Source organism: Stenotrophomonas sp. CFBP8994 (assembly GCF_034044835.1).
In the GTDB taxonomy this organism is placed as follows: Bacteria; Pseudomonadota; Gammaproteobacteria; order Xanthomonadales; family Xanthomonadaceae; genus Stenotrophomonas; species Stenotrophomonas rhizophila_A.
Genome location: NZ_JAXCWT010000001.1, coordinates 371,697 through 393,444 on the forward strand (window position 1 = coordinate 371,697; position 21,748 = coordinate 393,444).

At 67.4% G+C, this 21,748-nt stretch carries 21 protein-coding genes; 7 read left to right on the forward strand and 14 right to left on the reverse strand.

Annotated features, from left to right (window positions below):
• Positions 1–24 precede the first annotated feature (24 nt).
• From argH to SOM39_RS01825, 8 genes are all read right to left on the reverse strand, one after another.
• Positions 25–1,320 (reverse strand): argininosuccinate lyase, encoded by a 1,296-nt coding sequence (gene argH, locus SOM39_RS01790; protein WP_068853201.1) that lies wholly within the window; start codon positions 1,318–1,320, stop codon positions 25–27.
• A gap of 12 nt (positions 1,321–1,332) precedes the next feature.
• A complete protein-coding gene (gene argC / locus SOM39_RS01795; protein ID WP_320457298.1) occupies positions 1,333–2,292 on the reverse strand; it encodes an N-acetyl-gamma-glutamyl-phosphate reductase in 960 nt (319 codons plus the stop codon).
• Positions 2,289–2,888 (reverse strand): GNAT family protein, encoded by a 600-nt coding sequence (locus SOM39_RS01800; RefSeq protein WP_320457299.1) that lies wholly within the window; start codon positions 2,886–2,888, stop codon positions 2,289–2,291. Before SOM39_RS01800 ends, argC begins: the two co-directional genes overlap by 4 nt.
• A gap of 5 nt (positions 2,889–2,893) precedes the next feature.
• The gene (locus SOM39_RS01805; protein ID WP_093532462.1) at positions 2,894–4,222 is read right to left on the reverse strand and encodes an acetylglutamate kinase; all 1,329 of its coding nucleotides are present in this window, start codon (positions 4,220–4,222) and stop codon (positions 2,894–2,896) included.
• 73 nt (positions 4,223–4,295) lie between these two features.
• A complete protein-coding gene (locus SOM39_RS01810) occupies positions 4,296–5,384 on the reverse strand; it encodes an acetylornithine deacetylase (RefSeq protein WP_320457300.1) in 1,089 nt (362 codons plus the stop codon).
• A gap of 9 nt (positions 5,385–5,393) precedes the next feature.
• Positions 5,394–6,587, reverse strand: coding sequence for an argininosuccinate synthase (locus SOM39_RS01815; protein ID WP_093532460.1), 1,194 nt, complete (start codon positions 6,585–6,587; stop codon positions 5,394–5,396).
• A 52-nt stretch (positions 6,588–6,639) separates the two neighbouring features.
• Positions 6,640–7,650: an N-acetylornithine carbamoyltransferase gene (locus tag SOM39_RS01820; protein WP_093532459.1), complete on the reverse strand. Its 1,011-nt coding sequence runs from the start codon at positions 7,648–7,650 to the stop codon at positions 6,640–6,642.
• 278 nt (positions 7,651–7,928) lie between these two features.
• Complete coding sequence (locus tag SOM39_RS01825) at positions 7,929–8,489, reverse strand: hypothetical protein (protein ID WP_184126593.1); 561 nt, start codon at positions 8,487–8,489, stop codon at positions 7,929–7,931.
• A gap of 208 nt (positions 8,490–8,697) precedes the next feature.
• On the opposite strand from SOM39_RS01825, the gene cysS reads away from it, so the two are divergent.
• The 3 genes from cysS to SOM39_RS01840 all read left to right on the forward strand — a co-directional run bounded on the left by cysS (position 8,698) and on the right by SOM39_RS01840 (position 11,835).
• Entirely contained in the window at positions 8,698–10,068 is a 1,371-nt protein-coding gene (gene cysS, locus SOM39_RS01830) for a cysteine--tRNA ligase (protein ID WP_249832814.1), read from the forward strand.
• Between the two features lie 73 nt (positions 10,069–10,141).
• The gene (locus SOM39_RS01835; RefSeq protein ID WP_093532579.1) at positions 10,142–10,585 is read left to right on the forward strand and encodes a SufE family protein; all 444 of its coding nucleotides are present in this window, start codon (positions 10,142–10,144) and stop codon (positions 10,583–10,585) included.
• Positions 10,582–11,835, forward strand: coding sequence for an MFS transporter (locus SOM39_RS01840; protein WP_320457301.1), 1,254 nt, complete (start codon positions 10,582–10,584; stop codon positions 11,833–11,835). Before SOM39_RS01835 ends, SOM39_RS01840 begins: the two co-directional genes overlap by 4 nt.
• A gap of 63 nt (positions 11,836–11,898) precedes the next feature.
• Here SOM39_RS01840 and dksA read toward each other — a convergent pair whose 3' ends face one another.
• On the reverse strand, positions 11,899–13,134 hold the full coding sequence (gene dksA / locus SOM39_RS01845) for an RNA polymerase-binding protein DksA (RefSeq protein ID WP_320457302.1): 1,236 nt from the start codon (positions 13,132–13,134) through the stop codon (positions 11,899–11,901).
• 271 nt (positions 13,135–13,405) lie between these two features.
• Here dksA and yidD point away from each other — a divergent pair, with 271 nt between their 5' ends.
• From yidD to SOM39_RS01860, 3 genes are read left to right on the forward strand one after another with little or no spacing between them, the layout of a single operon-like run.
• The gene (gene yidD, locus SOM39_RS01850) at positions 13,406–13,660 is read left to right on the forward strand and encodes a membrane protein insertion efficiency factor YidD (RefSeq protein WP_184126588.1); all 255 of its coding nucleotides are present in this window, start codon (positions 13,406–13,408) and stop codon (positions 13,658–13,660) included.
• Between the two features lies 1 nt (position 13,661).
• On the forward strand, positions 13,662–15,008 hold the full coding sequence (locus SOM39_RS01855; RefSeq protein ID WP_184126587.1) for a dihydroorotase: 1,347 nt from the start codon (positions 13,662–13,664) through the stop codon (positions 15,006–15,008).
• Positions 15,008–15,853 carry a M23 family metallopeptidase gene (locus SOM39_RS01860; protein ID WP_176472583.1) on the forward strand — a complete coding sequence of 282 codons (846 nt, stop codon included), beginning with the start codon at positions 15,008–15,010 and terminating at the stop codon, positions 15,851–15,853. The genes SOM39_RS01855 and SOM39_RS01860 overlap by 1 nt, the downstream gene beginning before the upstream one ends.
• 202 nt (positions 15,854–16,055) lie before the next feature.
• Here SOM39_RS01860 and SOM39_RS01865 read toward each other — a convergent pair whose 3' ends face one another.
• The 5 genes from SOM39_RS01865 to efp all read right to left on the reverse strand — a co-directional run bounded on the left by SOM39_RS01865 (position 16,056) and on the right by efp (position 20,439).
• Positions 16,056–16,763, reverse strand: coding sequence for a squalene/phytoene synthase family protein (locus SOM39_RS01865; RefSeq protein WP_093532454.1), 708 nt, complete (start codon positions 16,761–16,763; stop codon positions 16,056–16,058).
• A gap of 150 nt (positions 16,764–16,913) precedes the next feature.
• Entirely contained in the window at positions 16,914–17,603 is a 690-nt protein-coding gene (locus tag SOM39_RS01870; RefSeq protein WP_414715852.1) for a phosphoglycolate phosphatase, read from the reverse strand.
• Complete coding sequence (ubiG, locus tag SOM39_RS01875) at positions 17,587–18,318, reverse strand: bifunctional 2-polyprenyl-6-hydroxyphenol methylase/3-demethylubiquinol 3-O-methyltransferase UbiG (RefSeq protein ID WP_068853241.1); 732 nt, start codon at positions 18,316–18,318, stop codon at positions 17,587–17,589. The genes SOM39_RS01870 and ubiG overlap by 17 nt, the downstream gene beginning before the upstream one ends.
• A 33-nt stretch (positions 18,319–18,351) precedes the next feature.
• Positions 18,352–19,695: a TRZ/ATZ family hydrolase gene (locus SOM39_RS01880; protein ID WP_320457304.1), complete on the reverse strand. Its 1,344-nt coding sequence runs from the start codon at positions 19,693–19,695 to the stop codon at positions 18,352–18,354.
• Positions 19,696–19,869: 174 nt separating this feature from the next.
• Positions 19,870–20,439, reverse strand: coding sequence for an elongation factor P (gene efp / locus SOM39_RS01885; protein WP_068853252.1), 570 nt, complete (start codon positions 20,437–20,439; stop codon positions 19,870–19,872).
• A 93-nt stretch (positions 20,440–20,532) separates the two neighbouring features.
• Here efp and epmB point away from each other — a divergent pair, with 93 nt between their 5' ends.
• A complete protein-coding gene (gene epmB, locus SOM39_RS01890) occupies positions 20,533–21,537 on the forward strand; it encodes an EF-P beta-lysylation protein EpmB (RefSeq protein WP_184126582.1) in 1,005 nt (334 codons plus the stop codon).
• Positions 21,538–21,748 lie beyond the last annotated feature (211 nt).

Sequence of the window (21,748 nt, forward strand, 5' to 3'; positions counted from 1 at the left end):
GCGGCCAGTGGCCGCCGTCCTGCGTTACGCCAGTGCCGCCCAGCGGGCGCGCAGCTCGTCGAGCCGCAGGTCCGCGGCCGCACCGGGCGACACGCGCGCGGCCAGGCTGCCTTCGGGGGTACGCCCCTGCCCGGCGGTGTCGGATGCCGCCGCGGCCGCCTTGTAGGCCTCGCGGAAGGGGACGCCGGCCACGGCCGCTTCCACGGCGACGTCGGTGGCGTACATGCCCGAATCGATGGCAACGCGCAGCTTGTCTTCGCGCCATTCCAGGTTGGCCAGCAGGGCCGGCAGCAGTTCCAGCGCGGCCAGGCCACGACCGAAGCCGTGGAAGATGGCGCCCTTGCTGCCCTGCAGGTCACGGTGGTAACCGGACGGCAGCGACAGCAGCTGCTCGATCTCGGTACGCGCCGCAGCCACGCTGGCGTGGGTGGCACGCATCAGTTCGATCACGTCCGGGTTGCGCTTGTTGGGCATGATCGAGCTGCCGGTGGTGTACTGCGCCGGCAGCGCGACGAAGCCGTACTCACCGCTGGTGAACAGCGACAGGTCCCACGCCAGGCGGCGCAGGTCCAGGGTGGCACCGCCGAGCGCTTCCAGTGCGGCCAGCTCGAACTTGCCGCGCGACAGCTGCGCGTAGATCGGCGAGATCTGCATGCGCGCAAAGCCCAGTGCCTGGGTGGTGTGGGCGCGGTCCAGCGGCAGGTTCACGCCATAACCGGCCGCCGTGCCCAGCGGATTGGCATCGACCAGCGCGAAGGTGTCGTGCGCGCGCACCGCGTTGTCGATGAAGGCTTCGGCCCAGCCGGCCCACCACATGCCCGCCGAGGACACCACGGCGCGCTGGATGTGGGTGTAGCCCGGCACCGGCAGGTCTTTCTCGGCTTCTGCGCGGTCCAATGCGACCTTGGCCACTTCGCGGCTCAGCGCGGACACCTGCAGCAGCTTGTCCTTCAGCCACAGCCGGGTGGCGACCAGGATCTGGTCGTTGCGGCTGCGGCCGGTGTGGATCTTGCGGCCGGCATCGCCCAGGCGTTCGGTCAGGCGCGCTTCGATCGCCGAGTGGCAATCCTCGAAGCGCTCATCGAGCACGAACGCGCCGCTGCGGAAATCGTCGGCCAGCACGTCCAGCTCGCGCTGCAGGTCGCTGCGCTCGGTGGCGGTGAGGATGCCGATGTTTTCCAGGCCCTGCGCGTGCGCCTTGCTGGCCTGCACGTCGTACAGGAAGAACTCGCGGTCGAGGATGACGTCATCGCCGGCGAGGAAGGTCTGGATTTTCGCATCCACCGCTACGCCGGGCTTCTGCCAGAGAAGGTCTGCCATGTCTTGCTCCAATCAATGCGGAATCGAGGTCAGTTCATCCAGGCCCAGGGCCAGGTTGAGGTTCTGCATGGCCTGGGTGGCCGCGCCCTTGAGCAGGTTGTCCAGGGTCGCTACGACCACCACGCGCTTGCCGCCCGGGGCCACGTCGAAGCCGCCGATCTGCACGCCATGGCGGCCGGCGATGCGGCTCACCCACGGTGCTTCGTCGAGGATCTCGACCAGCGGCTCATCGGCGTAGAAGCGGCGGTAGCTCTCCACGACCTGATCGCGGGTCACCGGCTGCTGCAGCCACAGGTTCACGGTCATGGTGATGCCACGGAAATGCGGGGCCACGTGCGGCATGAACTCCACCGGCACGCGCAGGTGCGCGGTGACTTCGCGCTCGTGCACGTGGTTGGTGAGCGCGTACGGCATCAGGTTGTCGCGCAGCAGTTCGGGGTTGTTCTTATCCGACGGGCTGGTGCCGGCGCCGGAGTAACCGGATACGCCGAAGCACTGCGGCGGCCCGGCCAGCTGGTCCAGCAGCGGGCTGATCGCCAGCTGCATGGCGGTGGCGTAGCAGCCCGGGTTGCTGATGTGCGTCTGGCCGGTGTAATCGCCCCGGGTCAGTTCGGGCAGGCCGTAGTACCAGCTGCCTTCGAAGCGGTGGTCGGCGGAGAGATCCACGATCACCGTCTCCGGGCGCGCGGCATCCAGCGCGGCCACGAACGGGGCCGACAGGTTGTTGGGCAGCGCCAGGATCACCGCATCCACGCCTTTGGCGGCCACGGCGTCGGCATCGAGGTTTTCGAACGCCAGCTCGCCGGCAACCTCGGGATAGGTATCGGCCACGCGCTGCCCGGCCAGCTCGCGCGAGGACACGAAGCCCAGGGCCAGCTGCGGGTGCGCGGCGATCAGCTTGACCAGCTCGGCGCCGGTATGGCCGCGGGCACCGACGATGCCGATGGTGAATGTTGTGTTGGAAGTACTCATGCGTGTGCGTCCAGGCGGTCCTGCAGGGTGCGCTTCACGTCCTGCCATTCCGAATCGATGATGGAGAAGACAACCGTGTCGCGCGGGCTGCCATCGGGGTGGCGCTTGTGGTTGCGCAGCACGCCTTCCTGGGTGGCCCCCAGGCGGGCGATGGCCGCGCGCGAGGCGGCGTTGTGCGAGCTGGTTTCAAAGGCCACGCTGATGCACTTCAACCGCTCGAAGGCATGGGTGAGCAGCATCAGCTTGGCTTCGGTGTTCACCCCGGTACGCTGCGCATGCGGGCCGTACCAGGTGTAGCCGATGCTCAGGCGCGGCACCTCTTCTTCCAGCGCGTAGTAGCGGGTGCTGCCTACCACGTTGCCGTCGGCATCGAGCACGGCGAACGGCAGCACCTTGCCGGCGGCCTGGTCCTGCAGGGCAGCCTGTACGTAGGCGGTCATGGTCTTGGCGCTGGGCACGTGCGCGTACCACAGCGCGGAGAGCGAACCGTCGCCCAGCGCACCGCGCAGGCCGTCGATATGCGCCATCTGCAGCGGTTCCAGCCGTGCATGCCGGCCGTCCAGCGTGGGGACCTTGGTCCAGTCGCCATGATTCATCGGGGTCAGCCCTCCAGGCTCGGGGTGCGCTTGGCGCAATGGTCCACGTAGGTGCGGATGCGGTCGAAGCCGTCGGCGCCGAACCAGAACACCTTCCAGTGGTCCTGCTTGTAGCAGCCATCGGATTCGGCGTAGTAGAAATGATTGATCGGGTTGCCGTGGCGCGAGCGCCAGAACAGCTGCGGGGTTTCCTCCAGCATCACGTTCCATACCGCACGGCCCAGGCCTTCGCCCTGCGCGTCATCGAGCACGGCGAACTTGTCCAGGTACACGCCTTCGGCTTCGTCGGTGAGGATCACCGCAGCGCGGTAGTTCTCGCTGACATAGGCGCGCAGCAGGCGGGTCTTGTCGAAATAATCGGGCACCAGGGTGCGGCCGAAGCTGGATTCGATCAGGCCCTTCAGGCGCGGCAGGTCCAGTTCGCTCCAGGCGGTGGCGCGCAGCACTTTTTCGCCCTTGCGCACCAGCGTGCCCGAGCCCTTGTGGGTGAACAGTTCCTTGGCCAGGTCGGCCGGCCGGGTGATCGACACCGACGACTCCAGCGGCAGCCGGTCCAGCAGGTCCTTGATCTGTTCGATCTTGACCCGCATGCCGCCGTGGATCCACGGCTGCTGCATCAGCTGGTCGTACTCGGTGGACAGGTTGATCGAGTCGATCACCCTGCCCTCTTCATCGAGCAGGCCGCCGGTGCCGGTGAGGAAGATGATCTTGTACGGCTGCAGTTCCTGCACCAGTTCGTTGGCGGCGAAATCGGCGTTGACGTTGAGGATCTGGCCGCAGCGGGTTTCGCCCAGGCTGGTGATCACCGGAATGGAACCGGCGCGCAGGCTGGCTTCGATCGGGGCCAGGTTGACCTTCTTCACTTCGCCGACCAGGCCGTAGGTGTCCTGGTCCAGGTACTCGGCTTCGAACACGCCACCGGTGATCGAGGTGGCGCGTGCACCGTTCTGCTGCAGTGCTTCCACCAGCTGCAGGTTCGACGCCTGGAACACGCGGCGCACGATGGCCAGGCCTTCGGGCGAGGTCACGCGCAGGCCGTTGACGGTCTGCTTGACGATGCCGGCCGCCGACAGTTCCGCGTCCAGCTGCGGGCCGGCACCGTGCAGCACGATCGGGGTGAGCCCGACTTCCTGCAGGAACGACAGCGAAGAGGTCAGCGCGTCGAGGTCATCGCGCAGCACGGCGCCGCCGACCTTGACCACGGCGAAGCGCTTGGCATCCACCTGCGAAAAGCGCTTGAGGTACTGGCTGATCTCCTTCGCGCTGGCCATGCTGGAAAGCAGGCGCACGATGGTCTGGCGGGTCTGGCGGTGGGGCTGGAGGGAAGAAGGCATTTCAGTATCGTCACGGGCGGCCGTGGCCGCGGTGGGAGATCCGTCAGTGGGGGGCCACGACGGCGTCATTCAGTCAGGCGCCGGCGCTGATGATGCGGTGCACGGCGTCGGTGTAGCGCTGCAGCTGCTCCAGCGTCACGAACTCGTCGGCGGTGTGGGCCTGGGCGATGTCGCCCGGGCCGTACACCAGGGTGGTGTAGCCACCGGCCGAGAACAGCGAGGCTTCGGTCCAGAAGTCCACGGCGTTGCCGATCGGCAGGTCCAGCGCATCGGCCACGTCACGCGCGGCCAGGCGGCGGTTCTCCGCTTCGGCAATGTCGCCGGCCGGCAGGCTGGGACCGCGGAAGGTTTCGGTGAACAGCGCCGCTTCCGGTTCGGCAAAACCGGCGAAGGTGGCCAGCAGCGCGTCGATGTCCATCGACGGCAGCGGGCGGAAGCCGAAGCGCAGTTCGGCGGCCGGCGCGATCATGTTGGCCTTGATGCCGCCTTCCACGCGCCCGATGTTGAAGCGCAGCCCCGTCAGCCCGCCGAAACGGGCATGCGCCAGCGAATCCACATGGTCCAGCGCGCGGTTTCCCCAGCGCATGGCCTGGTGCAACGCGCTGGCGGCTGCATCCTGCTTGCCCGAGGCATGCCCGGCGCGGCCGGCGAACTGCATCAGCACCGAGCTGATGCCCCGGTGCGCCAGCACCGCTTCGCTCATGGTCGGTTCGGCCACCAGCACCGCTTCATACGGAATGCCACGGGCCAGGAACGCGGCGATGCAGCGCGGATCGTTGGCTTCTTCATCGCTGGAGAACAGGAACGCGGCATCGCCATCGCTGGCATTGGCCGCGGCCACCAGTGCGGCGGCCGCGCCCTTGATGTCGCACACGCCGAGCCCGATCACCCGGTCATCGGCGCGCCGCATCACATGCGGATCGGCGCTCCAGTGCGGGGAATCGGGCACGGTGTCCAGGTGCACGTTGAACAGATAGCGCGGCGTACCGCGCACCGCATACAGGCTGACCGCGCCGTCGCCATGGTCGATCACCTCCACGTTGAACCCGGGCAGGTTCGCGCGCAGGTAATCGAAGATGCCACCGGTGGTGATCGCACGCGGCGGGTTGCGGGTGTCAAAAGACACCAGCGCCTGCAGGTGATGGAGCGTCTGTTCCAACATGCCCGGGCCTCAGCGGTTTACTTGCGCGTACAGGGTGCTGCTCATGCCGAACAGCTTGATGAAGCCTTCGGCCTCCTCCACGCCCCAGTCGGCCGACTGCGCGTAGGTCGCGCCCTTGGTGTTGAGCAGGTGCGGCGACTTCACCGCTACCGCATCGACGCGGCCGCCACGGGTTTCCAGCACCACTTCGCCGTTGACCTTGGCCTGCGAGGACTTCAGGAACGCTTCGATGTCGGTCTTGAGCGGGTCGTGGTAGAAGCCTTCGTACACCAGCTCCACCCACTTGCGCGCCACGTCCGGCTTGAAGCGGTTCTGCTGCTTGGTCAGCACCGCATCTTCCAGCGCGCGGTGCGCGGCCAGCAGCGAGACCAGGCCCGGGGCTTCGAACACGATGCGGCCCTTCAGGCCGATCACGGTGTCGCCGGTGTACACGCCACGGCCCACGCCATACGGCGCGAACAGCTTGTTGAGCTGGGCCAGGATCTGCTCGCCCGGCAGCGCCTTGCCGTTGAGTTCAACGGCTTCGCCTTCGACGAACTTCAGGGTCACGGTCAGCGCTTCTGCCGGCCATTCGCTGCGCGGTGCGCACCAGCCGCGGGCACCTTCGCCCGGGGCTTCCCAACGGTCGATCTCGCCGCCGGACATGGTCAGGCCCAGCAGGTTTTCGTTGATGGTGTAGGCCTGCTGCTTGGCGCGCACGCCGAAGCCGCGTTCTTCCAGGTACTTCTGCTCGTAGGCGCGGGTCTGGGTGTGTTCCTTCTGGATTTCACGGATCGGCGCGACGATCTGGTAATCGCCCAGTGCCTTCACGGCCAGGTCGAAGCGGACCTGGTCGTTGCCCATGCCGGTGCAGCCGTGGGCGATGATGTTGGTGCCCAGTTCGGCGGCGCGCTTGAGCGCGGCATCGACAATCAGGTAGCGGTCCGACACCAGCAGCGGGTACTGGCCCTGGTAGCCTTCGCCGGCCCACACGAACGGCTTGACGAACCCCTTCCAGATGGCAGGGCCACCGTCGACGGTGACGTGGCTGGTGACGCCCAGTTCGGCGGCACGCTTTTCGATGAAATCACGCTCTTCGTCATCCACGCCGCCGGTGTCGGCGAACACGGTGTGCACGTTGTAGCCGCGCTCCTGCAGGTAGGGCACGCAGAAGCTGGTGTCGAGTCCGCCGGAGAAGGCCAGGACGATGTCTTTCTTGCTCATGGGGGTCGGGTCCGAAGTGGGGGTCATAGGAAAAATGGGGTGAAACGCGCGATTACCGGCCGGCCAGCGCCGACATGATGGCCTTCTGCACGTGCAGGCGGTTTTCCGCTTCGTTGATGGCGATGCACTGCGCCGAATCCATCACGCCGTCGGTGGCCTTGACGTTGCGGCGCAGCGGCAGGCAATGACTGAACACGCCGTTGTTGGTCATGGCCATCTTGGCTTCGTCGACGATGAAGTGCTTGTACTGGTCGCGGATGGGCTTTTCCGGTTCCCAGTTGCCGAAGAACGGCAGCGCGCCCCAGCTCTTGGCGTACACCACGTCGGCGCCACTGTAGGCGCTGGCGATGTCGTGGCTGATCTTCAGCGAACCGCCGTTCTCGGCCACGTTCTGCTCGGCCCAGCCCATGTAGCGGTCATCGAGGATGTAATCGGCGGTCGGGCACAGCAGGGTCACGTCCATGCCCATGCGGGTGGCGATGGTCAGTGCCGAGTTGGCCACGGCGGTGTTGAGCGGCTTGGGGTGGTAGGTCCAGGTCAGCACGTACTTCTTGCCGCGCAGGTCCTGGGTGCCGAAGTGTTCCTGCAGCGCCATCACGTGGGCCAGTTCCTGGCACGGGTGGGTGATGGTTTCCATGTTGATCACCGGTACCGGCGAGTACTTCGCGAACGCCTTGAGCACGATGTCCTCACGGTCCTGCGCCCAGTCGATGAACTTCGGGAATGCGCGCACGCCGATCAGGTCGACATAGCGGCCCAGCACCTTGGCCACTTCGGCGATGTGCTCTTCGGTGTCGCCGTCCATCACCGTGCCGAGGTTGAACTCGATCGGCCATGCATCCTTGCCCGGCTGCAGCACGATCGCGTGCCCACCCAGCTGGAAGGCGCCCAGTTCGAAGCTGGTGCGGGTGCGCATGGACGGGTTGAAGAACACCAGGGCAATCGATTTGCCCTTGAGCTCGTCGCCCAGCTTGTTGCGCTTGAACAACGCGGCCTGGGTCAGCAGGGCATCCAGCTCGGTACGGCTCCAATCCTGGGTGTTCAGGAAGTGCTTCAGGGACATCGATCGATCCTTTGAGGCGGGTTTCAATGGAAGAAAGGGTACAAATGCAACTTTTCAGATCGTAGAAACGAAAAAACCCAGCGCGGGGGCTGGGTTTTCCGAACAGACAGCACGAAGCTCCGGTTACCCAGCGAAAATGTGGGGTTCCGGTCGGCGGGCACGCGACGTCATGCCCGTAGCCATACGGGCGGCGCTGGTGTCGTGCTGGAAGTCGGTGGGTTTCATGGCCGCCCATCTTTGCATGTGATCGGGCACGGCGCAAGGCCTGAACAGACGGTTCAGGGATTTGCCGCGCTGCCCTGCTCCGCTCCCACCCACGGGGTGATGGAGACGCGGATCTTGAGCCGGTTGCCGGGGTCTTCGGGCAGGCGCGAGCGGTACTTGGTGCCCTTGTAGACGTAATCCACGTCATAGGCGATGGGCCGGCGGAACTCCCGGCCGACCGGGATGATGCGGCAATCGCGGGTCAGCAGCGGGCCGTTGTTGGCGGCCGGGGCTTCCACGACGGGGGCCATGTCTTCGGTGCTGCCGTCTTCACGCTTGAAGATGGAGCGGACCGAATCCATGAAACGGCCGAACCGGCCCTTCTCTTCCTGCGGCTCTTCGCCGGTGACGTTGACCGGGGCCAGGGTCCGGGTGGATACCGGTTCGCAATGTTCCTCGGTGCGGGTGGCCCGCAGGGTCTGGAACACCGGCTCCACGTTGAGCACCTGCGCGTAGTCGAACTTCACGTTCTCCACGATCACCACCCGGTTACGGACCTCGGCGTCCTGGGCGCACGCCATGAAAGCGGCGCTCCCCAGCAGGCAGGTCAGCGTCAGCAACGAAGCGGATTTCATTGGCAACAGGAAAGAGGACAAGGCGGATAGTGTAGGCAGTGCGTGGCACAAGGGGCTGAACATTACCCTTCCGCGACGCTTCTGCCCATACCGAACCGTGTCGTTTGCGAAATCAGGGGGCAACGGGCGGCGCCCCGGGGCCGGCGCTGGGGGCCGTTGTGATCTAAAATCGAAGGCTTGCCCCTACTCCGCCCGGCCCTACGCCCCCATGACCCTGCGCCTGCACAACAACCTGACACGCCAGCTCGAACCGTTCACCCCGCTCGATCCGACCTGTCCGACCCTGTATGTGTGCGGCCCCACGGTCTACAACTACGTCCATATCGGCAACGCCCGGGGCCCGGTGGTGTTCGGGGTGCTGGCCGACCTGCTGCGGCGCCGCTTCGGCGGGCTGCGCTACGCCCGCAACATCACCGACGTGGACGACAAGATCAACACGGCCGCGCGCGAGCAGGGCGTGCCGATTTCGGCCATCACCGACCGCTTCGCCGCCGCCTACCGTGAAGACATGGCCGCGCTGGGCGTGGTGCCGCCGGACATCGAGCCGGAAGCCACCGCGCACATCCCGCACATCATCACCATGATCGAGCAGCTGATCGCGGCCGGCCACGCCTACGCGGCCGAGGGCCACGTGCTGTTCTCGGTGCCCTCCTACGCCGACTACGGCAAGCTGTCGCGCCGCGACCCGGACGAGATGCTGGCCGGGGCGCGGGTGGACGTGGCCCCGTACAAGCGCGACCCGGGCGACTTCGTGCTGTGGAAGCCCTCCAGCGACGACCTGCCGGGCTGGGAATCGCCCTGGGGCCGGGGCCGTCCGGGCTGGCACATCGAGTGCTCGGCGATGGCCGCCGCGCACCTGGGGCCGACCATCGACATCCATGCCGGTGGCGTGGACCTGCAGTTCCCGCACCACGAAAACGAGATCGCGCAGAGCGAGTGCGCCCACGGCGGGCAGACCTTCGCCCGGTTCTGGCTGCACAACGGCATGCTCAATTTCGGCGGTGCCAAGATGAGCAAGTCGATCGGCAACATCGAGCGGGTCCACGACCTGGTCCGCCAGCACGCCCCGGAGGCGCTGCGGCTGGCCCTGCTGTCGGCCCATTACCGGCAGCCGCTGGACTGGTCCGATGCGCTGATCGAGCAGTCGGTGCGTACCCTGGACCGCCTGTACGGCACCCTGCGCGACCTGGCCGACGTGGCCGCGACCCCGGCCATCCCGGCCGAGATCGAGGCGGCGCTGGACGATGACCTGAACACCCCGCAGGCGCTGGCCGAGCTGGCCCGGCTGGGCGCGGAAGCGCGCCGCGCCGAACCGGCCGACAAGGCCGGCTGGAAATCGGCCCTGCTGGGCGCCGGGCAGGCGCTGGGGCTGCTGCAGCAGGACCCGGCTGCGTGGTTCGGCACCAGCGGCGGCGACGCCGATGATGACGCGCGCATCCAGGCGCTGATCGACGAGCGCGCCGCGGCCAAGCAGGCCCGCGATTTCGCCCGTTCCGATGCGATCCGTGACCAGCTGGCCGCAGCGGGCATTGTGCTGGAAGACACCGCGCAGGGCGTGCGCTGGTCACGCAAGCGTTGAAAGGCCGCCCGACCAACGGTCGGGCGCTACCGTCGGGTTGGCCCGACGTTCCGTAACAACTGTAGAGATGGCTGTGATCGATTCCCCGTTCCCGATTGAACCCACCGCTGCCGACGCGCAGGCCGCCATTGCCGAGGAATTCGCGTTCTTCGGCGACTGGTCCGAGCGTTACCAGTACCTGATCGACCTGGGCCGCAAGCTGCCGGTGTTCCCGGACGCATGGAAAACCGAGGAACACCGCCTGCTGGGTTGCCAGTCGATGGTGTGGATCGTGCCGGAGGGCAACGCCGATACGCTGCGCTTCCATGCGATCAGCGATTCGGCCATCGTCTCGGGCCTGATCTACCTGGCGCTGCGGGTGTATTCGGGGCGTTCGGCGGCCGAGATCCTGGCCACCGAGCCGACCTACATCCAGGACATCGGGCTGTCGCGGCACCTGTCGCCGACCCGCAGCAACGGGGTGGCGGCGATGCTGGCCTTCATCCGTGAGACCGCGCAGGCGCAGTCGGCGCCGTGAGTTCACCGGCCCCTTCCGAAGCCGCCGAGAGCGCGCTGGGCCTGCTCACGCGGCCGGGTTTTTCGCTGCTGCTGGCGTACCGCATCCTGGCGATGCTGTCCTACCAGATCGTGGCGGTCACGGTGGGCTGGCATATCTACGAAGTCACCCGCAACCCGTTCTCGCTGGGACTGGTCGGGCTGGCCGAGGTGCTGCCGTTCTTCTGCGTGGCGCCGTTCGCTGGCTACCTGGTGGACCACCTGCCGCGCCGCCGGCTGGGCATGGTGGCGTGCAGCGGGCTGGTGCTGACGGCGGTGGTGCTGACGGCAGTGGCGGAGGGCTGGCTGCCGTTCCACGGGGTGTGGCCGATCTATGCGGCCGTGGCGATGACCGGCATGGTGAGGGCGTTCCTGTCGCCGATCTACAACGCCCTGTTCGCGCGTGTGCTGGAACGCCATCAGTTCGCGCGTGGCGCGGGGCTGGGGTCGGTGGTGTTCCAGGCGGGCATGGTGGTCGGCCCGGCACTGGGCGGGGCGCTGGTGGCCTGGGGCGGCAAGAGCCTGTCCTACGGGGTGGCGGTGGCGGCGGCGCTGGGCGCGCTGGGCTGCCTGGCCATGCTGCGGGTCTCCGAGCCGGTGCACACCGGGCCGGCGGCACCGATCTTCAAGAGCATCGCCGAGGGCGGCCGCTTCGTGCTGGGCAACCGCATCATGGTCGGCGCGATGGCGCTGGACATGTTTTCGGTGCTGCTGGGCGGGGTGGTGGCGATGCTGCCGGCGTTCCTGCACGAGATCCTGCACCACGGGCCGGAAGGGCTGGGCATCCTGCGCGCGGCACCGGCACTGGGCTCGGTATGCGTGGGCCTGTGGCTGGCGCGCCGGCCGCTGCAGCGGCATGCGGGGCGGGTGCTGCTGTTCGCGGTGGCCGGATTCGGGTTGTGCGTGATCGGCTTCGGGCTGTCGCACAGTTTCTGGCTGTCGGCGGTGATCCTGCTGTTCTACGGGGCTTTCGACGGGGTGTCGGTGGTGATCCGTTCGACCATCCTGCAGCTGGCCACGCCGGAAGAAATGCGCGGGCGGGTGTCATCGATCAACGGCATTTTCATCAGCTCGTCCAACGAGCTCGGCGCGTTCTACGCGGGCACGATGGCCAGGCTGCTGGGCCTGGTGCCGGCAGTGGTGCTGGGCGGGTTCGCGGTGTTGAGCGTTGCCGGGATCACCGCCTGGAAGAACCCGACCCTGCGCCGGTTGAATCTGCGCGATCTGCAGTAATAGCAAACGGCAACAAAAAACCCGGCCTTGGCCGGGTTTTTTGATTGGATCGACGACTTGCGATCAGTCGCCCTGCTGCTTCTGCAGGTGCTCCCAACGCTCCTGGGCGTCGATGGTGCGTTCGGCGGTCAGGCGCGCTTCGAGGCGGTCCAGGCCGATTTCTTCGCCGGTGTCCACGCAGAAGCCGTAGTCACCGTCTTCCAAACGCTTGAGCGTGCTGTTGATCTTGCCGATCAGCTTGCGGTAGCGGTCGCGGGTACGCAGTTCCAGCGAGTTCTCGGTCTCGCGGGTGGCGCGCTCGGCTTCGTCGCCGATGTCACGCACTTCTTCCTGCAGGTTGGCGATGGTCTGCTTGGATTCCTCGACCAGTTCATTGCGCCAGTGCTGCAGGCGCTGGCGGAAATACTCCAGCTGCAGCGGGCTCATGTACTCCTCTTCCGCGCTCGGCTTGTAGCCGTCGGGCAGGATCGGACGACCGGTGGCTTCGTCAGTCTTGTACTCGACCACCTTGACCTTGGTGCGCGGGGCCGGGGCGGACGAACGCGCTGCCACGGCAACGGCGACCTTGCCAACCGGACGCGACACGGGCTTGGGGGCGGATTCGGATTTCACGGGAGTTTTTGCAGGCGATTTCGAAACGGGCACGGGATTCTTGTTTTGCGGGGCTTTTGGCGCGGGGGCTGCCGCCACCGGCTTCGGCGCGGGCGCCGGAGCTGGAGCAGGCTTGGCCGCGGCCTTGGCCGGGACAGACTTGGCCGGTGCCGGCGGTGCCGGCTTCGGTGCGGACTTCACTACGGGTGCTGCAACCGGCTTGGCAGCCGGCTTGGTTGCTGCCGGCTTGGTTGCCGGCTTGGCGGCCTTTGCCGGCTTGGCCGGTGCAGGCTTGGCAACCGCTTTTTTCGCCGGCGCGGTCTTGGCCGCCGGCGTTACGGATTTCTTGCCCACGGGCTTGCTGGCGGGCGCGGCTCTCTTCACCGGCGCCTGGGCAGCCTTCGGCTGCTGTGCAGCTTTAGCGACGGGCTTCTTGACCACGGCCTTCTTGGCCAGCGGCTTGGTTGCCGCCTTTTTTACCGGCGCTTTCACCGGCGCCTTGGCGACCACCTTCTTGGCGGGGGCTTTCTTGGCCGCCGCCTTCTTCACGGGTGCCGTCCTGGCCGCCGGTTGTTTGGATGCAGGCTTGCCCGCCGGCTTTGCGGCCGGTTTCTTGGCAACGGTCTTGGCCGCCAACTTCTTAGCAACAGGCTTGGCGGTTTTCTTGGCGGCCTGGACGGCCTTCTTTGCAGTTTTTTTAGCAGCCACGAAACGCTCTTCCTTGGTTTCCCCGGGGCCCGGGAAAGCGGGCCTTTATAGCCTACCCGACCAGCAGCAGCAACCACTCCGCCTACTCCGTTCAGTTGGAGAACACAGCGGTGTGTGGCCGTTCCCCCGCCGGGGCGGAACGACCTGCGCAGTTCGGAACCTGACCCGGCGATGGCGCCGGGGCGGCCCCGCCGCGCACCAGCGCGGACGGGTCCAACACCCCATCCTGCGACAAATGCGGCCTTCATGCCAACTGCTCTAAGATTGGGGGGTGATCTCCCACCTGCTCATTGCCCTGTTGCGCTTCTACAAGCGCTTCATCAGCCCCCTGCTTGGGCCGCGCTGCCGGTTCATGCCGAGCTGTTCTGAATACGCCATGCAAGCCATCGCCACGCATGGCCCCGCGCGTGGCAGCTGGCTGGCCGCGCGCCGGCTGGGGCGCTGCCACCCCTTCCATCCCGGTGGCGTGGACGAGGTGCCGCCGCGCACCGGCCACGCCGATTGCCGCTGCACAGGAAAACACTGAAATGCCCTCCACGCTCATCGTCAACGCCCGCATGGTCAACGAAGGCCGCATCTTCGACGGCGACCTGCGCATCGACAACGGCCGCATCGCGCAGATCGGCACCGGCCTGCAGCCGCAGGACGGCGATACGGTGGTCGATGCCGCCGGCCGCTGGCTGCTGCCCGGGATGATCGACGACCAGGTGCACTTCCGCGAACCCGGCCTGACCCACAAGGGCGACATCGCCACCGAATCGGCGGCCGCGGTGGCCGGTGGCCTGACCAGCTTCATGGACATGCCCAACACCAATCCGCCGACGCTCAACGCGGCGGCCCTGCAGGCCAAGTACGACAGTGCCGCCGGTCGCGCGCGCGCCAACTACGGCTTCTACATGGGCGCCAGCAACGACAACCTGGCCGACATCAAGGTGGTGGATCCGAAAACCTCGCCCGGCATCAAGGTGTTCATGGGCGCCTCCACCGGCAACATGCTGGTGGACAACCCGGAAACTTTGGACGCGATCTTCAAGTACGCGCCCACGCCGATCATCACGCACTGCGAAGACACCCCGATGATCGACGCCAAGGCGAAGGAATACGCCGAAAAGTACGGGGATGCGCTGAGCGCGGAACAGCACCCGGACATCCGCTCGCGCGAGGCCTGCCTGAAGTCGTCGGAGCTGGCGGTGGCGCTGGCGAAGAAGCACGGCACCCGCCTGCACGTGCTGCACATTTCCACCGCCGATGAGCTGAAGCTGTTCGAGAAGGGCCCGCTGATCCGTGCCGATGGCAGCCGCAAGCAGATCACCGCCGAAACCTGCATCCACTTCCTGCGCTTTGACCGCACTGATTACGCACGCTTGGGCAACCTGATCAAGTGCAACCCGGCGATCAAGGAAGTGAGCGACCGCGAGGCGCTGACGCAGGCCGTGGCCGACAACGTGATCGACGTGCTGGCCACCGACCACGCCCCGCACACCTGGGAAGAAAAGCAGAAGCCTTATGCGCAGGCGCCGTCCGGCCTGCCGCTGGTGCAGTACGCGCTGGTGGCTGCGCTGGAGCTGGTACACGAAGGGAAGCTGGAGATCACCCAGGTGGTGCAGAAGTTCGCGCACGCGCCGGCACAGCTGTTCGATGTGAGCCAGCGCGGCTACCTGCGCGAAGGCTACTGGGCCGACCTGGTGCTGGTGGAAGACGTGCCGTTCACCGTGAAGCGCGAAGACGTGCTGTCCAAGTGCGCGTGGTCGCCGTTCGAGGGCATGACCTTCCGTTCGCGCGTGGCCTCGACCTGGGTCAACGGCCAGCTGGCCTGGGATGGCACCCAGCTGGTGGGAGCGCCGAATGGCCAGCGCATGAGCTACGACCGCTGATGCGGGCAACCGTGTTGGGCCTGGGCCTGCTGGCCCTGGCCCCGGCGGCCGTGATCGGCCTGCTGCCCTCGCCCGCCCAGGCCCAGGCCGACGCGCGCGTGGTGTTCCCGGCCAGCGCGTCGCAGGGTGCGATGGTGATCGGCAAGGTGCCGGCCGGCAGCGTGGTGCAGTACGCCGGCCGCACGCTGCGGGTGAGCGGTTACGGCAGCGTGGTGTTCGGGATCGGGCGCGATGAGAAAGGGCCGTTGCAGGTCCAGGTGCAGCGCCCCGATGGCGGCAGCGAAACGGTGAGCATCGCGGTGACCCCGCGTGATTGGCCGGTGGAGCGCGTCAACGGCGTGCCGCCCAAGACCGTGAACCCGCCGCCGGCGATTGCCGAGCGGATCAAGCGCGAGCAGGCGCAGGTGACCGCAGCGCGGGCGCGCGATGACAACCGCGCCGATTTCGCGCAGGCCTTCATCTGGCCGGTGCAGGGTCGCATCAGCGGCCGCTTCGGCAATGCGCGGGTGTACAACGGGCAGCCCGGTTCCGGGCATTCGGGAATGGATATCGCGGTGCCGACCGGCACCCCGGTGAAGGCGCCGGCCGCCGGCGTGGTGACGTTTGCCGGACCGGATCTGTACCTCACCGGCGGCACGTTGCTGCTGGATCACGGGTTCGGGATCAGCTCGAATTTTCTGCACCTGTCGCGGATCGACGTAAAGGTCGGCGACCGCGTCGAGCAGGGCCAGGTGATTGCCGCAGTCGGCGCGACCGGCCGTGCAACCGGCCCGCACCTGCATTGGGGCATGAACTGGTTCGACACGCGGATCGACCCGCTGCTGGTGCTGGAACGCGGGAAGTAACCTGAAACGCGGGAGTGACCGGCTGATGGCCGGTGACCTGATGATGCGAGACGAAGCAACATCCGGTAACGCATGACCTGAAACGAAGGCGCCTCTCCGGCAAAGGTCATGCGTCCCAGCGCCGACCATCATGGTCGGCAGTCGTTTGGGAACCGACTCTACCGACGGCGCATCACGCCCCGCGCCGCCCGCCGGAGGCACGTCACCCGCGCGCGGCCCACCAGGTGCGCAGCAGCGTGCGCACCGGGGTGGCCTTGAGCTCGCGGCCCTGCGACCACGCCTGCTGGCGCGCACGCGCGAGTGAGGCATACAGGCGGCGCGGGCGCGGGCCCGCCACGCGGGCCGGCCACTGCCGCACCAGCTGCTGGGCCCAGCGCTGCGTGGCATCGCCATCGGCCTGCGCCAGCAGCGAACGTGGCACTGCAGCCACACCCGCTTCGTGCAGGCGCTGGGCCAGGGTCTGCAGTACTACCGGGGTAGCCACGTCGCCGCGCGCCGGGGTAGCGAACATCACCGCTTCCACTGCGGCCACGGCGGCGCCATAGGCCTGCAGGGCGCGCTGCGCGTGCGCCGGGTCCACCGGAACGGCGCGCGCTTCGATCAGGTCCGGCAGGGCCTGCGCCAGTTCACCCCACGGTGCGCGCACGGGCTCCAGCACGCGGCCCAGCGGATGGCGCGAACGCTGCCCGGCCCAGCTGCGCAGCTCCTCGCCCCACCACGCCAGCTTGGCGTCCGCCGGCATCGGGTCGCCGGCGATGTTGAGGATGTCGTCGAATTCCTGGAGCAGCGCGAACCATGCCACCACCAGGGTGCGCTGGGATTCGGCGATGAACGGTTCGGCCACCTGCCATTCCGGCCAGCGGGTCCGCCATTTGTCGAGGAAGCTGTCGAGGGCGGTGGAGGTGGTCATCAGGGGATTCCTTGGGGAGCGCGTATCGACCAACGGTCGATACCTACCAGTGTTGTTTGAACGACAGGATGCCCGCCAGCGTTGTTTGACCCAATGGGCGACCGGCGTCAGGGGGCTTCCGGCGACCCGTGGGCCGGCCAACGGCCGGCGCTACCGGCGGGCGTCTGGCCAGGCGTCGGCGTGCTGCAGCGCTTCCGGCTGCTCGATCATGACCTCCGCGCCCCAGGACAACGGGTCGTCGGCTTCCAGGCGGTAGCCCCACAGGGCGGCGACCGAGGCCATGCCGGCGGCGTTGGCGGCGACGATGTCGCGCTCGTCGTCGCCCACGTAGATGCAGGTGCCCGGGTCGATGCCCATCCGCTCGGCGGCGGCCAGCAGCGGCAGCGGGTGCGGCTTGCGCTGGGCCAGGGTGTCGCCGCCGATCAGCACCGCGCAGCGGGTTTCCCAGCCCAGCTGCGGCAGGATCAGCCGTGCCAGGTATTCGGGCTTGTTGGTGACGATGCCCCAGGCACAGCCTGCGGCCTCCAGCGCGTCGAGCATGCCGGCCACGCCATCGAACAGCACCGCATGCTGGCCGATCAGCGCTTCGTAGCGATCCAGGAACTCGGGCACCAGCGCATCACGCGCCTCCTGCCCCAGTTCCGGAAACGCCACGGCCACCATCGCCCGCGACCCCTTGGACACCACCGGGCGCAACGCCTCCAGCGTGATCGGGGCGCGTTCGCGTGCGGCCAGCATCGCGTTGGCGGTGGCCAGCATGTCCGGCGCACTGTCGAGCAGCGTGCCGTCCAGGTCGAACAGCACCGCCTGCGGAAAACCGGACTCAGCCACGGCCGTCAGCGTCGGGCTTGACCGCGTGGGCCAGGTAGTTGATGTCGGTGCGCGAGCTCAACCGCGCGCGGTTGCGCCACGGCTCGTAGGCCATGCCGCTGACATCGCGCAGGTTGAAATCCGCTTCGCGCAGCCACTTGCCCAGCTCGGCCGGCTTGATGAAATCCTGGTAATGATGCGTGCCCTTGGGCAGCAGGCGCGCGATGTATTCGGCCCCGACGATGGCCACGGCGAACGCAGCCGGGGTGCGGTTGACGGTCGACAGGAACAGCTGGCCGCCCGGCTTGAGCAGGCGGTGGCAGGCGGCGATGATCGCGCCCGGGTCTGGCACGTGTTCCAGCATTTCCATGCAGGTGACCACGTCGAAGCTGCCCGGCTGTTCGGCGGCGAGGTCTTCGGCGGCCTGCACGCGGTAGTCCACCGTGACGCCCGACTCCAGCCCGTGCAGGCGGGCGACCTTGACCAGCTCCGGGGCCAGGTCGATGGCGGTCACGTCGGCGCCGGCCTGGGCCAGCGCTTCGCTGAGCAGGCCGCCGCCGCAGCCGATGTCGAGCACGCGCGCACCGCGCAGCGTGACCCGGTCCGCAACGTACTTCAGGCGCACCGGATTCAGCGCGTGCAACGGCTTCTGCGGACCGTCAGCGTCCCACCAGCGGTTGGCGAGCGCGGCGAACTTGTCCAGCTCGGCCTGGTCGAAATTGGTGGAAGCGTGGGGGGCGTTCATGGCTGTCCTTTTCGCGCCTCAGGCGCGTGCATATCAATGACGAGCGTGACGAATGCGCTCGCGCCACTGGCGGGCGTTGGCGACGATGGCGGCGGTGTCCATGCCGACCAGCTCGCGCTGGACCAGCTTGGGCTGCCCGGCAATCCAGACATCGCTGACCTGGTGGCGGCCGGCGGCATACACCAGCTGCGAAAGCACGTGGTGCAGCGGCTGGGTTTCCAGCGCCGACAGGTCCACGCAGATCAGGTCGGCCTGCTTGCCCACTTCGATCGAGCCGATGCGGTCGCCGAAGCCCAGCGCGCGTGCGCCACCCAGGGTGGCCGCACGCAGCGTGGTGGCCGCATCCAGCGCGGTGGCATCGTTGGCCACGGCCTTGGCCAGGATCGCCGCGGTGCGGTTTTCGCTGAACATGTCCAGGTCGTTGTTGCTGGCGCAGCCATCGGTGCCGATCGCCAGGTTGACCCCGGCGCGCTGCAGGGCGCAGGCCGGGCAGAACCCGGAGGCCAGCTTGAGGTTGGATTCGGGGCAATGCACCACGCTCACGCCGCGTTCGGCGCAAAGGTGGATTTCCGCCTCCGTCAGCTGGGTCATGTGCACCGCGATCAGGCGGTCGTTGACCAGCCCAAGGCGGTCCAGCCGCGCCAGCGGGCGCTGGCCGTGCAGCTTGAGCGAATCGCTGATTTCCTGGGCGGTTTCATGCGTGTGCAGGTGCACCTGCATGTCCAGCTGGTCGGACAGCATGCGCACGCGTTCGAAGTTGGCGTCGTTGACGGTGTACGGCGCGTGCGGGGCGAACGAAGTGCCGATCAGCGGGTCGTTGCGCCACTGGTCGTGCAGCTCGCCGGCCTTGGCGAAGTACTCGTCGTCGGTCTTGGCCCAGGCGGTGGGAAAATCGATGATCACCGCGCCGACCAGCGCACGGAAGCCGTGCTGCTTGTAGACCGCCGCCTGGACGTCGGCGAAGAAGTAGTTTTCGTTGGCGCAGGTGGTGCCACCGCGCAGCATTTCAGCGATGGCCAGGGTGGTGCCATCGGCGACGAATTCCGGGCCGATCACCGCCGCTTCCACCGGCCAGATGTGCTGCTGCAGCCACACCATCAGCGGCAGGTCGTCGGCCACGCCGCGCAGCAGCGTCATCGGGTTGTGCGTGTGGGCGTTGACCAGGCCCGGCATCAGCGCTGCATCGGGGCGCGAGACCACCTGGCGGGCACTGAAGCGCGCGCGCGCTTCGGCGCGCGGCAGGATCGCCACGATTTCGCTGCCGCGCACGGCCACGGCATGGTCTTCCAGCACCACCGCATGCGGTTCGATCGGGACCACGTAACCGGCTTCGATCAACAGGTCACAGGGTTCGGGAATGCGGGTGGTGTCGGTCATGCGGTCTCGCTTTGGGGAGCGGTGATCCGACGCTGCGGGATCACCGCGATGTGCGGGTGGGGTAGAGCCGACTGTCAGTCGGCTGCCGTTCGCGACGCGCGTTCAGACCCCGCCTGAAGCAGCCGACTAACAGTCGGCTCTACGTCGGCTCTACCGTAATTCGACGTCGTCGAATTACTTGCCGGCGCGTGCGGAGTACTCGCCCGAGCGGGTGTCGACCTTGATGATTTCATCCTGGTTGACGAACAGCGGCACGCGGACCACGGCGCCGGTTTCCAGGGTGGCCGGCTTGCCGCCACCGCCGGAGGTGTCGCCACGGACGCCCGGATCGGTTTCGGTGATCTTCAGTTCGACGAAGTTCGGCGGCTGCACGAAGATCGGCTCACCGTTCCACAGGGTCACGATGCAGGACTCTTCGCCCTTCAGCCACTTCTCGGCGCCGCCCATGCCCGACTTGGTCGCCTGGACCTGCTCGAAGGATTCCGGGTCCATGAAGTGCCAGTACTCGCCATCGCTGTACATGAAGTTCATGTTGGTATCCACGACGTCGGCCTTCTCCACGTCGTCGGTGGCCTTCATGGTCATTTCGACCACGCGGCCGGACTTGATGAAGCGGTACTTCATGCGGGTGAAGGCCTGGCCCTTGCCCGGCTTGACGTACTCGGTCTCGGTGATGACCGCCGGTTCATTGTTGACCAGGATCTTCATCCCGTTCTTGACGTCGTTCATGCCAACAGTGGCCATGCTGAAACTCCTGAATGGGCAAACGCCGCGCAGGCGCGGCGAGCCGGATAGAATGGAAAGGCTTTCCCTATGATAACCGCAGGCCCCCATTCCATGCAGCTTTCCGCCACGCCCCTGCCCACCCCCGTCCGCTGGCAGCAGCTGTGGCGCGAGGCGGTCCGCGACCCGCGGACCCTGCTGGAACAGCTGGGGCTGGATCCGGACGCGCTGCCGGTATCGGCCGAGGCGGCCGGGCAGTTCGCGCTGCGGGTGCCGCAAGGCTTCATCGCCCGCATGCGCCAGGGCGACCGCCATGACCCGCTGCTGCGCCAGGTACTGCCGGTGACCGACGAGCTGCAGCACGCGCCGGGCTTCACCCTGGATGCGGTCGGCGATGGCCTCGCCCGCAAGGCCACCGGGGTGATCCAGAAGTACCAGGGTCGTGCCCTGCTGGTGACCACCGGCAGCTGCGCGATCAACTGCCGTTACTGCTTCCGCCGGCATTTCGATTACGGCACCGAGAACGCGGCCCGCGAGGGCTGGCGCGAGGCCGTGGACGCCATTGCGCAGGACCCGGGCATCGACGAGGTGATCCTGTCCGGCGGCGACCCGCTGTCGCTGGCCACCCACAAGCTGGTGGAGTTGACCCAGGCGCTGAAGCAGATTCCGCACCTGCGCCGCCTGCGCATCCACAGCCGCCTGCCGGTGGTGCTGCCCGAACGGGTGGACGAGGAGCTGGTGCAGTGGATCGCCGCCCTGCCCTGGCCGGTGGCGTTCGTGATCCACGCCAACCACGCCAATGAATTCGATGCATCGGTGGATGCGGCCATGGCGCGTTTGCGCGGCGCCGGCGCCACCCTGCTCAACCAGGCAGTGCTGCTGCGCGGGGTGAACGATTCGCTGCAGGCGCTGCAGGACCTGAGCGAGCGCAGTTTTGCTGCAGGCGTGCTGCCGTATTACCTGTACCAGGTGGACCGGGTACAGGGCGTGGCGCATTTCGAGGTGGACGATGCAACGGCCAAATCGCTGCACGCGCAGCTGACGGCGCGGTTGTCCGGGTACCTGGTACCGAAGCTGGTGCGGGAAATTTCGGGTGATTCCAGCAAACGGCCCGTGTGACGCCTGACGTATCCGGACCTCTGAACGTTACGTAACAATTCGTAGCCCCGGCCGTTGGCCGGACACCGCGCGCAGCGCGGCCCAAGCGTCCGGAGACGGTCGCGCAACGGTTGCGGCCAACACCCCGGCGTTTGGGCGTTCCGAAGCCGCGCGTCAGGCGTTCATGACGCCCGAACGAAAGCAGCCGGCCAACGGCCGGGGCTACGAATTG

Bases quoted from the DNA above. Each gene is read 5' to 3' on its own strand.
- SOM39_RS01880 (WP_320457304.1), bottom strand. From the start codon at position 19,695: ATGACCGACACCACCCGCATTCCCGAACCCTGTGACCTGTTGATCGAA.
- ubiG (WP_068853241.1), bottom strand. From the start codon at position 18,318: ATGAACGCCCCCCACGCTTCCACCAATTTCGACCAGGCCGAGCTGGAC.
- epmB (WP_184126582.1), top strand. From the start codon at position 20,533: ATGCAGCTTTCCGCCACGCCCCTGCCCACCCCCGTCCGCTGGCAGCAG.
- SOM39_RS01805 (WP_093532462.1), bottom strand. From the start codon at position 4,222: ATGCCTTCTTCCCTCCAGCCCCACCGCCAGACCCGCCAGACCATCGTG.
- SOM39_RS01815 (WP_093532460.1), bottom strand. From the start codon at position 6,587: ATGAGCAAGAAAGACATCGTCCTGGCCTTCTCCGGCGGACTCGACACC.
- SOM39_RS01825 (WP_184126593.1), bottom strand. From the start codon at position 8,489: ATGAAATCCGCTTCGTTGCTGACGCTGACCTGCCTGCTGGGGAGCGCC.
- SOM39_RS01860 (WP_176472583.1), top strand. From the start codon at position 15,008: ATGCGGGCAACCGTGTTGGGCCTGGGCCTGCTGGCCCTGGCCCCGGCG.
- SOM39_RS01810 (WP_320457300.1), bottom strand. From the start codon at position 5,384: ATGTTGGAACAGACGCTCCATCACCTGCAGGCGCTGGTGTCTTTTGAC.
- argC (WP_320457298.1), bottom strand. From the start codon at position 2,292: ATGAGTACTTCCAACACAACATTCACCATCGGCATCGTCGGTGCCCGC.
- efp (WP_068853252.1), bottom strand. From the start codon at position 20,439: ATGGCCACTGTTGGCATGAACGACGTCAAGAACGGGATGAAGATCCTG.
- SOM39_RS01855 (WP_184126587.1), top strand. From the start codon at position 13,662: ATGCCCTCCACGCTCATCGTCAACGCCCGCATGGTCAACGAAGGCCGC.
- SOM39_RS01800 (WP_320457299.1), bottom strand. From the start codon at position 2,888: ATGAATCATGGCGACTGGACCAAGGTCCCCACGCTGGACGGCCGGCAT.
- SOM39_RS01865 (WP_093532454.1), bottom strand. From the start codon at position 16,763: ATGACCACCTCCACCGCCCTCGACAGCTTCCTCGACAAATGGCGGACC.
- argH (WP_068853201.1), bottom strand. From the start codon at position 1,320: ATGGCAGACCTTCTCTGGCAGAAGCCCGGCGTAGCGGTGGATGCGAAA.
- cysS (WP_249832814.1), top strand. From the start codon at position 8,698: ATGACCCTGCGCCTGCACAACAACCTGACACGCCAGCTCGAACCGTTC.
- SOM39_RS01820 (WP_093532459.1), bottom strand. From the start codon at position 7,650: ATGTCCCTGAAGCACTTCCTGAACACCCAGGATTGGAGCCGTACCGAG.